The organism is Flavobacterium coralii, from assembly GCF_019891545.1.
GTDB lineage: Bacteria > Bacteroidota > Bacteroidia > Flavobacteriales > Flavobacteriaceae > Flavobacterium > Flavobacterium coralii.
Genome location: NZ_JAHDIU010000002.1, coordinates 91,507 through 104,459 on the forward strand (window position 1 = coordinate 91,507; position 12,953 = coordinate 104,459).

The 12,953-nt window shown below is 38.0% G+C and carries 11 protein-coding genes; 3 read left to right on the forward strand and 8 right to left on the reverse strand.

Translation table 11 applies throughout. The annotated features are described in order from the left end of the window. The first annotated feature begins 10 nt into the window (after nucleotides 1–10). The gene (locus KJK34_RS03180) at nucleotides 11–769 is read left to right on the forward strand and encodes an oxygenase MpaB family protein (RefSeq protein ID WP_223052411.1); all 759 of its coding nucleotides are present in this window, start codon (nucleotides 11–13) and stop codon (nucleotides 767–769) included. 10 nt (nucleotides 770–779) lie between these two features. On the opposite strand, the gene KJK34_RS03185 is transcribed toward KJK34_RS03180, so the two are convergent. From KJK34_RS03185 to KJK34_RS03195, 3 genes are read right to left on the reverse strand one after another with little or no spacing between them, the layout of a single operon-like run. Next, the gene (locus tag KJK34_RS03185; protein WP_223052412.1) at nucleotides 780–1,712 is read right to left on the reverse strand and encodes a peptidoglycan-binding protein; all 933 of its coding nucleotides are present in this window, start codon (nucleotides 1,710–1,712) and stop codon (nucleotides 780–782) included. Between the two features lie 24 nt (nucleotides 1,713–1,736). After that, a complete protein-coding gene (locus KJK34_RS03190) occupies nucleotides 1,737–3,479 on the reverse strand; it encodes a patatin-like phospholipase family protein (protein WP_223052413.1) in 1,743 nt (580 codons plus the stop codon). Between the two features lie 40 nt (nucleotides 3,480–3,519). Beyond that, nucleotides 3,520–3,699, reverse strand: a complete 180-nt coding sequence (locus KJK34_RS03195; protein ID WP_223052414.1) for a hypothetical protein — start codon at nucleotides 3,697–3,699, stop codon at nucleotides 3,520–3,522. 352 nt (nucleotides 3,700–4,051) lie between these two features. Here KJK34_RS03195 and KJK34_RS03200 point away from each other — a divergent pair, with 352 nt between their 5' ends. Beyond that, a complete protein-coding gene (locus tag KJK34_RS03200) occupies nucleotides 4,052–4,714 on the forward strand; it encodes a response regulator transcription factor (RefSeq protein ID WP_223052415.1) in 663 nt (220 codons plus the stop codon). Between the two features lie 4 nt (nucleotides 4,715–4,718). Continuing rightward, a complete protein-coding gene (locus tag KJK34_RS03205; protein WP_223052416.1) occupies nucleotides 4,719–5,993 on the forward strand; it encodes an ATP-binding protein in 1,275 nt (424 codons plus the stop codon). On the opposite strand, the gene KJK34_RS03210 is transcribed toward KJK34_RS03205, so the two are convergent. The 5 genes from KJK34_RS03210 to KJK34_RS03230 all read right to left on the reverse strand — a co-directional run bounded on the left by KJK34_RS03210 (nucleotide 5,980) and on the right by KJK34_RS03230 (nucleotide 12,951). Then, nucleotides 5,980–6,369: a hypothetical protein gene (locus tag KJK34_RS03210; RefSeq protein ID WP_223052417.1), complete on the reverse strand. Its 390-nt coding sequence runs from the start codon at nucleotides 6,367–6,369 to the stop codon at nucleotides 5,980–5,982. The genes KJK34_RS03205 and KJK34_RS03210 overlap by 14 nt on opposite strands. Nucleotides 6,370–6,412: 43 nt before the next feature. Continuing rightward, entirely contained in the window at nucleotides 6,413–7,570 is a 1,158-nt protein-coding gene (locus KJK34_RS03215) for a hypothetical protein (protein WP_223052418.1), read from the reverse strand. Further along, a complete protein-coding gene (locus KJK34_RS03220) occupies nucleotides 7,567–11,730 on the reverse strand; it encodes a hypothetical protein (protein ID WP_223052419.1) in 4,164 nt (1,387 codons plus the stop codon). Before KJK34_RS03220 ends, KJK34_RS03215 begins: the two co-directional genes overlap by 4 nt. Nucleotides 11,731–11,829: 99 nt before the next feature. Beyond that, on the reverse strand, nucleotides 11,830–12,348 hold the full coding sequence (locus KJK34_RS03225) for a hypothetical protein (RefSeq protein WP_223052420.1): 519 nt from the start codon (nucleotides 12,346–12,348) through the stop codon (nucleotides 11,830–11,832). A gap of 219 nt (nucleotides 12,349–12,567) precedes the next feature. After that, the gene (locus KJK34_RS03230; RefSeq protein WP_223052421.1) at nucleotides 12,568–12,951 is read right to left on the reverse strand and encodes a hypothetical protein; all 384 of its coding nucleotides are present in this window, start codon (nucleotides 12,949–12,951) and stop codon (nucleotides 12,568–12,570) included. Nucleotides 12,952–12,953 lie beyond the last annotated feature (2 nt).

A 12,953-nucleotide genomic window follows, 5' to 3' on the forward strand; every position in this document is an offset into this window, starting at 1 on the left:
TGCAGTTGTTATGGAATATTTTACAGAAGAAAACTCCATAGTACGCCGGATATGGGGCAGGGGCGATACCATACTTTTTATTTTTGCAGGAGCCTCTGCAGAGTTTGCCCTTAATAAAGCCGTGGACTGGCTTTATTTTACAGGCCGTTTGCCATCTGATCCGTTGGGCAGGCTGTTTTCTACAGTAGCTTACGCAAGGAAGATTGTTTTTGCAGAGAAACAGGCAGCGCACAATGCTATTGATGCTATGGCAGCTATACACAACAGTGTTGAACAAGCTCGCGGTTACAGCATACCCGATTGGGCATATCGTGATGTACTTTTTATGCTGATAGACTATTCTATACGGTCTTTTGAAGTTCTTGAGCGGAAACTTACCGCAGCTGAAAAAGAAGATGTGTTTAGTGTTTTTTACAGAGTAGGGGCACGGATGGGACTAAAAGGCTTGCCGGGTAATTATGAAGAATGGGAAGTGATGCGAACCCATCACCTTGAAGAAGACTTACAATACAGCCGCTACACCGCTAATCTTTTTAAACAATATAACAAGCATCTTGGCTTTTTGAGGTACAAGTTACTGCTAGAGGTACAGATGCTGCTCGTGCCTCAACACGTAAAGGCATTGTTGGGGTTTAAGCGGTTGATTATAATAAAGCCTTTAGTCAGTTTTTACAAATTGAGCAGGAAATTTAAGTTTGACTGGCTGCTTAAAGCTGCACTACTGCCTCCATTGTACAGAAAAGAGATACTGGCTTTAGACACTTACTAATTACATATTATTACAGTATCAGGTTCATTACTTTTAATGTTTTTGGGCCTACAATACCGTCAGTTTTTAAATTTTTAGCCTTCTGGAATTCTTTAACTGCTTTGGTTGTAGCTGCATCAAAGATACCTGTTACAGCTATTTTAGCTTTGCCAACCTCATTAAGCCTTTCCTGGATTTTAATAACGGCCTCACCAGAATATCCAGCTTTAACAATAGTGCCTGAAAGTTTAGTTTTTTGCTTTTTATCACTGACAAATTCCTGTAATGCGCCTATTGTTACTGTATCGGCAATGCCTGTTACATTCATCTTTTGTGATTCCTGAAAATCGGTAACTGCTTTTTTGGTCTTGTTGCCAAACCAGCCATCGGCAACTATAGCATGGCCTGCCTCTATCAGCAGTTTTTGTAATTTTACTACATCTGCACCCCTGTCTCCTACACTTATATCAGATTTAATTTCGGCACTCTCACGCCCCAGTACTTCGGGAGAAACGAAAGACTTTACCGAGTTTAATGACCTGTTGCGCAACATTACTTTTCCGCCGTCGCTGTCGTTGCCAGTTGCGGTGTTCCCTTCATATGACTCAAAGGTGGTTTTAGCGGTGTTAGTCCACTTCTTAAAAATACCTATGTGGTCTGCATGCCCGTCGCCACGCCAGTCAAATATCACTATATCACCGGGCTGCGGCTCTTTAACCAGCATGTTCTTCGATTTAAAATAGTTATGTGCAGCCTGGCAATGGTGTATGCCCTTAGTGGCCTGTATGGCTCCCAAAGGGAAACCCGCCTTATCATAAACCCAGCTGACAAATATGGCGCACCACTTTACACCATTCATTCCGTACCATTCGCCGTACTTGGTTTTGTTGCTGCCTGCAGGGCGTTCTACAGTGCCTAATTCGGCGTGGGCAGTATCTAATATGGCTTTACGGTTTGCATTCATGTTTTTTCATATTAGGGTTATGTATTACAGCAGTTTCCATTTTTTAAGTGACAGCTTTATTATATCTATAGCTTTACCTGCTATAAATTTATTGATAACTACTTTAGTACCTATAAACATTAATGGCCTGGCTAAACCTTTAAACGTGAACAGTTCCATAATAAGCTTTCCTACCCGCTTACGTATTTTCTGCTCATATTTATCAATATCCTGCACTTTTATTTTTGGCCAGGTATCACCACATGAAAATACAGGTATCTTAAATTCGCCTGTCCTTTCTGAGAATACGGGTATTATCTGGTATTGTTTTTCTTCACCGGGTTTCGTGGCAGACGACGCAAAATCATCTTTGTTAGCAACACCAGAGTAGCCATTGGCAAATATCGGGTTATTTTGCAGGGCAGATTCCGGTACGGTAAAGTAGTCCCTGAGGAATATTTCGCAGTTATAGCGACCCAGGTAAAAATCGTGAATACGGAATTCTTTATGGAGGAAACCGCCAAACCCCGAAAGGGTTCCGCAGGCTATTGCCTTTTCTCCGAAAACATCTTCTATCACATTACCGTTTTTATCCCTTATTTCCCTTGAGGGAGAAATTATAAAACTGCTTGCGTCATTTTCCTTCATTAGCTCTTTATACTCCTGTGGCTTGGCCCTCATTTGCGACAGCATTGCACCAAGTGTTTTAGGTATCACACTTGTTAGTACAGGGTTAGCATCAAATATTTCGGCTTCTGCACTCGGGAAAGGATCAACCATAAGCACAGTATTTGTAAAACTCGAATAATCGCAGTTTATATCATCTAAAATTCTGTCGGTGCCTGCCTTTTCTTCATCGGTAGTGTAGGGCATGCCCTTGTCACGCGCCAAAGTTTCGTTTAATAAGTCCCTTACTTTTTCAAAAGGCTCATTATTAATAACACCACCATCAATATTAAGGCTCGTATAACTGCCGTCTTTTACAGGAGAATTCCTAAAAATATATTTTAACCATGGGATCTGGTTAACATATTCAGATGGCCTTGTAAGGGTTCGTGGTGCAAGACCCACAGGAAATGCACCTGTAGCCATTGCAGCCTCTACAGCCACCGAAACATTCTGGCCTGTTGCAAAGTTCAGCGGCATCCATTCATTGCCTGTAGGCGTTGCATTTCCGTTTATAAGCTCAAAACAACCATAGTCGTTATGAACCCTCATATAATATTTTTCCTGCCTTCCTGCAGCGTTTAATCCTGCATAATAGCAAAAACCTTCTAAATTAGTAAGGGTGGTAAATATTTTGAGTGGAGAACCGTCGTTATTTTCAAAAAAGGCGGGTAGTTTATCAACGGCTTTCTTAGTGCCTGTAATCATTTTTGCCGCTATTTCCTCTATAAACTGTGAGTTTAGGAGTGATACTACCGAGCCATTTTTTATATCGGACACATCAAGCATCTTGCTGAAAACATCATTGTTAAGCAGGTCTACCCAACTGTGATATAATTTGTTTTCGGGATGCGGAGCAGTTATTTGTGTATTGTTACTGCTGTACTGTACCGGTATGTGCTTTTCCTGCAGTGCGCTTGCCAGCAAAAGCCCTGTCATTCCCCCTGCAGAGGCTCCGCCAATTATTGGAATACTAATCTGGTGAGAGGGTACATTTTCTCCTCCGCGCCTTTTTTCCCATTCTTCAAGTGTTTCTAACAGATAATCTATAACACCGGCGGTGTAGGCGCCTGCAGATACCGCGCCGGCCATACACAATCCAATTTCAAACTTCTTGTCCATAAAAATTACAACTCTGGGTAACTCAAAATTTACTTATACATTATTCGGGTGACTTTATCAGCCTTAATAATTCTTCATACGGAACAATGGTAATCAATTGGTGTCCGTTCTCAAGTTCTATAACTGTTTTACCATTTAGCCGCGGGTAAAACATTATAATTTTAGCAGTATTTACCGCATGGACTTTATTGTTCACATCAGGAACTTCAACAATTTGCATAAGAAGCAGTTTTATATGAGGTAAATATAAATTATTTGTTAAAATTCACATTGCGTGTTTTTACTGAAATTGAATGGTTAATAACTTTTTTTAACAATATTTTAATTTTTTATACGTTGATATCATAATTTCTATAATTTTATCCCAACTAAAAAATTACATAATGAATTACCGTACATCCCCACCGGAACCTCATTCTTCAAGATTTCTTTATTTATCATCATTTGTGAGTACATAGTTTAGCATTAAGCAACCCCTTAATCTGTTAACCGCACAATTCTTTCGTGTTATTGTATAAATAGCATCGGATATGGCTGTGCTTTGTCTTTCCTTTTCAAAACCACACTCATTTATGTTAAAGATTGGATTAGTTGATGACCATAAACTGGTAAGAAAAAGCCTCAGGGTTTTAATAGACTCTTTTGATGGCGTAGCTGTAGCACTTGAGGCCGAAAATGGCTTGGAGTTGCTTGAAAGCCTTAAATGTAATGAAATTGACATTTTACTCTTAGACCTGCAGATGCCCGTACTTAATGGCTATGAAACCTGCAAAAGGGTCAGGAGTTTGTATCCGGATATAAAAGTTTTAATTATATCTCATTTAAATACCAAAGAGGCCTTACTTAAAATAGTAGAAATTGGTGCTCATGGTTATTTTAGTAAAAACTCTGACCCCTATAGCCTGGAAAAGGCTATACATACTGTTAATGACTCTGATTTTTATTTTGATGAAGAACTGAATTCTCTTGCTGAAGAAGCAGGGATATTAAAACGCCGGCCGAGATGTTATGAGCCGGAGCCGCTTGTAAACTTCAGCGAACGTGAAATTGACGTTATAAGGCTGGCATGCAAGCAGTTTAGCAGTAACCAGATTGCCGATAAACTGTGTATAACGGCTCGTACTGTAGAGTCTCACCGCAGGAGGATTATGGAGCGCACTAACTCCAAAAACTTTATCGGTGTTATTTTATTTGCCTTTAAGCAGGGGCTTATTGGTGTTGAAGACTTAATTTGATGATATGCCCTATACACTGCTGAAACAATTTTTAAAGGAAAGCCTTCCTCAGGGAAAACAATCTGATATTTCTTTTGAAGGTACTTTTTCTGAGGTTATTGATGTGCCCGTAAGCCATGAGGAAGGTGTTATACTACTCATGGCTACGGTTCCGCATATATTGCCGGGTTTTTATGATGATATAATTAAAGAAGTTTTTCCTGAAGGTGGAAATATTCCGCAATTAGGAGGCACAAGGCTTGAAAGCCACAGGGGATTTTATCCAACAGGAGAAACCGCATTATATATACTTGCAAAAGATGATATAGAACAAAGGCTCATGCTACAAAACATGTTTATGCCCGGCCACTGGTTTTATAAAAAAAATATTCTGTATTTAAGCGATGTTAGGGAAGGGGAGCCGCAGATGAGCGGAAGGCTTCAGTTATCGCAAGAGGTACTGCATAAAATATTTTATGGTGAAGAAGTGTTGCCACGTTTCAGCAGTACATTTCCTGCAAAAGAAGTATTTACAGCAATGGATTGGGGAGACCTGGTGCTGAACCAGAACTCTTTAAAACAGATACAGAATATCGCTTTATGGAATAAACATAAAGACCGCCTGATGGACGATTGGAAAATGGGCCGTAAAATAGCGCCGGGTTACAGGGCATTGTTTTATGGCCCGCCTGGAACCGGAAAAACCTTAACGGCCTGCCTGTTGGGTAAAGAACTTGGCAAGAGCGTGTTCAGAATAGATTTATCTGCTGTTGTTTCTAAATACATAGGCGAGACCGAAAAGAACCTTGAAAAAATATTTGTACAAGCTGAAAGTAAAGAGTGGATATTACTTTTTGATGAAGCGGATGCTTTATTTGGCAAACGCATACAAGCGCGCTCATCTAACGACAGGTATGCCAATCAAGAAGTTAGTTATCTTTTGCAGCGTATAGAATCATTTAACGGTTTGGTGATTTTAACTTCGAACTTTAAGAATAATATCGATGATGCTTTTTTAAGGCGTTTTAATAATGTAGTGGCATTTTACAAACCCGGATTTGAAGAGCGCCTTTCATTGTGGCAAAAAAACCTGCCTGATAATGTAAAGCTAGAAGAAACCGTTTCATTAGAGTTGCTTGCAAAATCGTATGATATAACAGGAGCGCAGATACTATCTGTTATTACCTATGCCTGCTTGCAGGCATTAGGCAATAATAGCAATTGCTTATTAAATGAGGATATTTTGGCAGGTATAGAACTTGAGTATCTTAAAGAAGAAAAGCATTTTAAAAGGGTGTAAAGCTATATAGTTGCAATACTATAGATACAGTACCTTTCAGGTCCCATTTCTGCGGCAGGGTTACCACTGCGCCCAGTGCACCCGTAAGCCAGTCGAACAGGCTGCCCGTAAGATATTCCTTAAAGTTAGCTTTAAAATCATCAATACTGCCTTTTACTGCTGCCACAAGATTACTGAAAAACTTACCGGGGTCTTTAAAAATCAGCCCGATTGCCTCGCCTGCTTTTTGCAGCGTAGCCATAAAGCCTTCGGCATCTATACCCAAAAGGCTGAGTGCCCATTTAAAGAATTTCTTCCCGGCCTCCTTCAGCCATTGCCCCAGCTTTAAGAGCGCTCCTTCTGCAACCTTTAGCGCTATTTGCCTTTCACTTTCCAATAAAATTAAACCGGCACTATTGACCGGTTTAATTTTTTTTAATTTAAGAAATACTGTTTTCCTTTTTGTAATTCTGATACCACTCCCATTGATAGGTGAGGGCATCCAAAGCATCTGTCCAGTTTTGGTTTTGACAAAGTTCGATAGCTTTTTGCCAATGTTTCTCTACCAGATCAGGCCTGCCATTTACACCCGCCCAGTAACTGGCGCTAACCAATGCATTCCAAGCATCTAGAGGCTTATCCTGATATAATAATAATGCTGCCTGATAATGCTCCTCGCCAACATATGCATTGAAATCGTTTGACAAAGGTTTCAACGTTGTATAAAGAGGGTGGTTTAAGATCTCTGGATCTATATGGGTTGCAAATAACTTAATCTGTTCAGCAAAAAAATGTATACCATTTTTTGTTCGGATTAGTTGGAGATAGTGGCTATATTCAAAATCCGAAAAATCATATCCATGCGGTTGTTGATATCCTTCCCAAAGAAAATTTTTGTTATGCTCAAAACTGGAACGATTTGTTAAGAAGTACGCTCTTGACATTAGCATGTTTTTAATCCTGGTTTCCCATATTCCTAAATTATCGTGCGAGAAGCTATTAGGAAGCCAATTTTCATCAAATTGAAGTTTTTCAATAATTTCCCTCATTATTTTATGCCCTTCTGATTGATCATAATGAAACCAAAATTTAAGATAATTTGATAAACTGTTTTGTTTATTATTGGAAATCGGCTGATTTAATGGATTAAAAGCATAATCTTTTATATAGTTTAACTTATCTCGGGATACAAAAATATCTAATAGAGGATCAATAAGCCTTGAAAAAATATGCCAATCTTTACTAACATATCCAAACAAATCTTTATGTAATAACATACCTAACTGTGCAATTGGAATAAGATTGGAAATATTATTTGAAAAAGTACTTGCAAAGTCACCTTCCATATTTTGTACTATTGACCAATTTTTAAATGTAGAATTTGGAAAAATTCGTAAAGATAGCGAGACACCATCAGTTAAATGACCAAAAAAGTAACTGCTCCAATAGCCTTTATTTAAGGCTTCATATTTATCTTTATCAAGTACTCTTAGATAAAACCCAATATATCCAATATAATTTAAATTTATTTTTTTACTTTCTTTTTCCAGAAAATCATTTACTTCTAATAATTCTTTTTGAAATTCATTTATATTCATGTTTCCAGTTTATTATAAATATTATCGCCCCATATTTTTAATGCCAGTAAACGTAGATCATTTAATCTATTTTCAAACAAATTTTCAGGACCGTTTAAATTACTATTTTTTTCTTCATGTAAAACAGTTTTTACTGCTCCAATTGAATTTGTTAATATATTTATAAAAGAACTTTTAGCTACATCATGTATTTTAGTTTCAAGTTTATTTATAATAAGATTTCGTTGATAAATTATATCTCTTTCATTTTCTTTTAAAATATTAATTTTATTAATATATTCATTTTCAACCTTTTTTACAATAGAGGCTATATTTTGTTTTTTTGTAGCTTTTATTTCTATAACTAATCCATTTTGGGTTCTATATATATTTATAAAATCCTCAGCTGCTAAAGTTGAATTTTCGATTTCTTTTTCCGTATTCCCTTCAATGTCAAACATTACAGAAACATATTGTTCAAAACTTTCTTTATTGACTTTGGCCTGTAATTGCGGTCGACTGGCAATTTTTAAAAGGATGATCATAGAACTATCGGTTGAAGCTTTGAGATTAGACTCAATTTGTTTCTGCATATCTTTACTATGAATACCTGTTACTTTAGCGGTATGTGAATTTTTATGCAAAGATATAGCTGAAAGGCCATTCCCTTCAGGATATTTTGCATCTATAATTGCTGCCCTTTCAGTAAGTTTTATACCTAAATCATCAATTCCATTTTCTTTAATTTTATTTCCTAGTTCCTGATAATAATTTATAAAGGTATTTTTAAATTCATTTTGCGGTACATGATGAGATTCTCTGTTACTGGCACCCGGAACTTTTACAGGATGTGGGGATACAAGTAAAACATCTTCTAATTTTTCGCCAAATAGATTGAATAATTCCGAAAGAGGATTTTTAAGTGCATCCTCATCTTTTTCAACGGCATTGTCTTTTTTCTTTGCCTCATCTGCAACAGATGCATCTCCTTTTTTCAATTTAACAATAAGCGTGCTGGCTATTTTTGCATCCCCTAATGTATCTTCATACATTTTTTCGGCCTCTGGGATCAAGTTTTGAGCCTTAACTTGCTTTTCTTCAGGTAATTTCGAAGCGGCTTTTTTCCATTTAGAAAGATGTTGTCGAATAGTCATTTCTTCACTAGCCAACATTATTTCCACACTATTACCTTTCGTTTCTACCCAAAGTCTATGGTTTTCTCCACCAGCTCTAAAGCGGACTAATTTTCCAACTTCAATATCATCAAGCTTCTCTTTAGAATCTGTAGAGGCTTTTTCATCTTTAGCATCAGCTTTCTTCTCCTGCTTACCGCCCTTAAACCTCTTCAACACTTTCTCCATCAGCTTGCTAATCCACGCCACAAACTTATCAATAGCCTTATGTATAGGTGCTGTTACTTTTGCAATAATATCCTGAACGGCATTTACAATACCGCTGATGTTAAGCAGCTTTGCAAAGAAATCAAGGATAACAGGGATGATGGTTTTCATAGCATCCACAATAAAAGTGATTGCACTTGGTATTGCCCCTGCTGCAATGCTGCCTAAAGAATCCAGGACTGCTCCAACCCACCTGATAATACGCTGAATATTATCCACAAAGAACATGACGAGCTTATAAATACCCTGAATCAGTTTTACAATCGCGCCACCCGGAATCAATAACCCGGCAATCCATTCGGCAAAACCTATAACCATACGTGTAAGCAGCCAGTCTTTTATACCATCTACAACCGTGGTCATAAGCATTTCTGCCTGGTCTTTAATCCAGTCCCAAAGCCCAGCCACGCCTTCAGTCATAAATTTCTGAACCACCTCCTTAACTTCTTTCAGGTTTGCTTCAGCATAAGCCACTTTCTCCTCGCCAAACACTTTTACCAACTGCTTGCGGATAAATTGCCAGCTGATACCGGCAAGCTGCAACACTACAGAAATTATTCCTTTCAGGTCCCATTTCTGCGGCAGGGTTACTACCGCGCCCAATGCACCCGTAAGCCAGTCGAACAGGCTGCCCGTAAGATATTCTTTAAAGTTAGCTTTAAAATCATCAATACTTCCTTTAACCGCAGCCACAAGATTACTGAAGAACTTGCCCGGGTCTTTAAAAATCAGCCCGATAGCCTCGCCTGCTTTTTGCAGGGTAGCCATAAAGCCTTCGGCATCAATACCCAAAAGGCTGAGTGCCCATTTAAAGAACTTACGTGCCGCATCGGCAATAAGGTCGCCAAAAGTAGCCAGCGCACCCCGCATTTTCTTTTTCATGGCTGCTATCTTCTTGTCGATAGCCTGCATCGCAGCCTTACGTTTTTCCAGCAGTTGCTGTTGCAGTTTTTCTTTGCGCTCCTCAACCTCTTTGCCCAGTTCCTGTAGTTTGGCAGCCACCTCATTCTGTGCTTTTTTGCCAATACTTTGCAGGGCAGGAGAGAGGCCTTTTACATAATTATCAATCTCTTTTTGCGTAGTTGCAATTTCTGCCTTACAGCCTTCTATAACCTCATTATTCTTTTTGGTAATGCTATTAATAAGGTTGTCAATTTTATTTACATAAACCTCCCTTGCATTTTTAAAGGCATTTTTAACCTCAGGAAAATCATCAATCCCGAACAAATAGTCTTTTACCCATTTGAAGCCTCCAAGTCCACTACTATAACGCCTTTGCTTAAATGCTTTAATATCACGGTCAACCTGTTCTTCAAATTCTGCTGTAGCCCGTTTTTGCCCCGCGTCAAAATCACGTAACGAATTTTGCTCAAGGTTATCTAGTTTTCTGGTTACGCTTTGCTGGCAGGCCGTATAGCGGTCATTTATATTTTTGGCGACCTCCTCACGCTTCTTCTCTAAATCAGATTTAGCTTTTGTTTGTTGCGTACCGGTCTGTTTTAGCTGTTGAGACCTTTTCGTGTTCATCTCAGTACGCGTTGCAGTTTCGGCTTCATTTAGTGAAGAGCTAAGTGCCGTCTGCTCTGTAGTTACAGCCTCGTTCACAGCTGCGGGCTGTGCCGCGGCTTCCGTTGCCATTTCACCTTTAAGTGCTGCCGCTTCAGCAAGTTCACCCGAATCAACCATTGCCAGTTGCTCTTGTGTAATCCCTTCCTTAATTATATCTGAATCGGCCTGTTGCAGGTATTCCTGCGTTTGCAGTTTCTCCTGCTGTATTGCAGGCAATATGCCTCCTGACAAGTTTATTTTCGACACACTTTTTGCAGGCTCAGCAGCAGGTATAGGGGTGCCGGCCGGTGCCGGTGCGGGTTTGGGCTCATTTTTAATACTGCCAAAACTTCCTTTTACGCTGCCTACATCGCCCTGCACCTGCTGTAATAATGACTTTGAGATTGTTGATGCCTGTTTATTTTGTTTAAACTTATCAAGGTCATCAAGGGTTTGCGGGGTAGCAGCTTTCAGTTTGGCATCAAAGGCTTTCTTACCGGGTTCTTTACTTTTTGGAGCTACCGGCTTTTTAGCAAGTTGATTAACCTGTGCGGCACCCGATGTTGCCTTGGCTTCGGCAACGGGAGTATTTTGTGCCTTAATACTTTCATTTATTTTAGTGCCTGCAGACTTTGTAGTGGCACTTGCTTTTGCCAGTGTCGCGGTTTTTTCCAGCTTCTCCTGAACGGCTTGCTCTGTGGTGGCAGGATCCATAAACTGAAGAGCATTCGGGTCCGGCTCTTTATCTTCCTCAGCAGCTTCAGCATTTTCTACGTTACCCGCTTCCGCATCCTGGTTAACAAGGTTTGTATCACCTGCCTGCTCAGGTACTATATTCTCTTCAGCTTTTTCTACAGCTGCTTCTACAGGTAAACCGGCATCAGAATTATTTGTGGCAGCTACTGCCGCAGGTGCCGGAGAAGGTGAGTTAACTACAGTATCGCTTGTAACCGGGTTTTCTGTTTGTGCCTCTTCATCTTCGTTAGTCAAAGGTAAAATTTCAGGTTGAATGCCGGCCTCAGCTATTTCGGGTTCAGCTATTTTGGGTTCAGCTATTTGCGAACTAACAGCATCTTCAGTTTCCTGCTCAGACAAAACCGGTACAGGAGTATCAAAGCTATTTTTAGGTTTTACAGTTTCCGGAAAAAAAGACGGCGAGTCCTCTACTTTTAGCGGCTGTGCTTTGGCGGTAGTGGTAGCCTTTGGTTTTTCGCTTACAAGGGTTGTCTCCATAAAGTGCTGTTTTCCAATGGTAAGTTAACTTAACTTACAACCGCTGAAATTAAACAACACCAACTAAATTTACATTCAGTATAAATACTGATTTTAATTTTACTTTTCAGCTTCTTTCAATATTTCATCAATTAATTTCCAGTCTATTTCTTCATCAATGTGTTTAAAATCTATATTGGTTTTTGGCCATGAGCTTGGGTGTAGATTACTGATAACAAAAATATTAGAATATGCTTCAAGTCTTATAAATGGTGATAACGATTTATCTTCTACAAGTTTTTTTAAAAAAGATATACTACTTAAATTATTTGTGTTACGCTGAAGATTTGACCAGCTCATAAGAGCTGTAGCTCTAACATCATCATCTGAATCTTTATTAAAAATTTTAATAGCTATATCTTTATATTCAGGTAATGCCCAGTAAAATCCTAAGACCCTCAAGGAAACCTCTCTGAGAATTTCACTTTCGCTATTTAAAAATTTTTCTATTTCTTTTTTTAATATACTTTTCTCAGTATTATTAAGTTCAATTCGTTTTCCCAAATTACTTAATATATCAAATAATTTTATTTTATTATTCGTATTAAGTAGTTCAATAATATCTTTAATAGAGTTCATGTTACGGATATACTCTTGTTAAAAATTGCTTTTAGCTACTAAATTATAAAAAAGATCTTGCTCTCTATATGCATGAGAATTTTCTTCAAAATTTCTTTTTGAGTATTTATGTTTTCATGAAATTAGTAAAAACATAAATTCATTGATGTTCTTTATTGTCAAGCAAATCGGCTATTTTTAAACAATACTTAATTGCATCGATTTAAAATATTTATAACTCTATTTTTTACTTTCAAAAAAATTAGATGCATATTTTAATATATCTATTTCATCATCAGTAGGTAGTTCAAAAATAAACTCAATGGAGTTAGCTTCGGTATAAATTAGTTCGTAAGAGTAATTTCCTTTTATATGTTTTTTTTTATCTAAAATTATTACTTCGCGATAATTCCCTGATGAATTATAAACAATATTTCCTATTTCTGAAATAGTGAATTTTTTATCGTTTATTAAAAACAAATCTTTATTGGGATTAAAAATTATAAATCCTATAGCATGATTTTGGTAATAGCCATCAGATTCTGCAGGGTTACTTAATCGAACATATTGTCCATCGGTATAGTCAATTAGTTCATTACTTTTATCAAAATTTTTTAAAATCATAA

What these genes read in the sequence shown, in the direction of transcription:
- KJK34_RS03215 (WP_223052418.1), bottom strand. Translation starts at nt 7,570, where the DNA reads ATGAATATAAATGAATTTCAAAAAGAATTATTAGAAGTAAATGATTTT.
- KJK34_RS03180 (WP_223052411.1), top strand. Translation starts at nt 11, where the DNA reads ATGGAATATTTTACAGAAGAAAACTCCATAGTACGCCGGATATGGGGC.
- KJK34_RS03230 (WP_223052421.1), bottom strand. Translation starts at nt 12,951, where the DNA reads ATGATTTTAAAAAATTTTGATAAAAGTAATGAACTAATTGACTATACC.
- KJK34_RS03205 (WP_223052416.1), top strand. Translation starts at nt 4,719, where the DNA reads ATGCCCTATACACTGCTGAAACAATTTTTAAAGGAAAGCCTTCCTCAG.
- KJK34_RS03220 (WP_223052419.1), bottom strand. Translation starts at nt 11,730, where the DNA reads ATGGAGACAACCCTTGTAAGCGAAAAACCAAAGGCTACCACTACCGCC.
- KJK34_RS03225 (WP_223052420.1), bottom strand. Translation starts at nt 12,348, where the DNA reads ATGAACTCTATTAAAGATATTATTGAACTACTTAATACGAATAATAAA.
- KJK34_RS03200 (WP_223052415.1), top strand. Translation starts at nt 4,052, where the DNA reads ATGTTAAAGATTGGATTAGTTGATGACCATAAACTGGTAAGAAAAAGC.
- KJK34_RS03190 (WP_223052413.1), bottom strand. Translation starts at nt 3,479, where the DNA reads ATGGACAAGAAGTTTGAAATTGGATTGTGTATGGCCGGCGCGGTATCT.
- KJK34_RS03185 (WP_223052412.1), bottom strand. Translation starts at nt 1,712, where the DNA reads ATGAATGCAAACCGTAAAGCCATATTAGATACTGCCCACGCCGAATTA.
- KJK34_RS03195 (WP_223052414.1), bottom strand. Translation starts at nt 3,699, where the DNA reads ATGCAAATTGTTGAAGTTCCTGATGTGAACAATAAAGTCCATGCGGTA.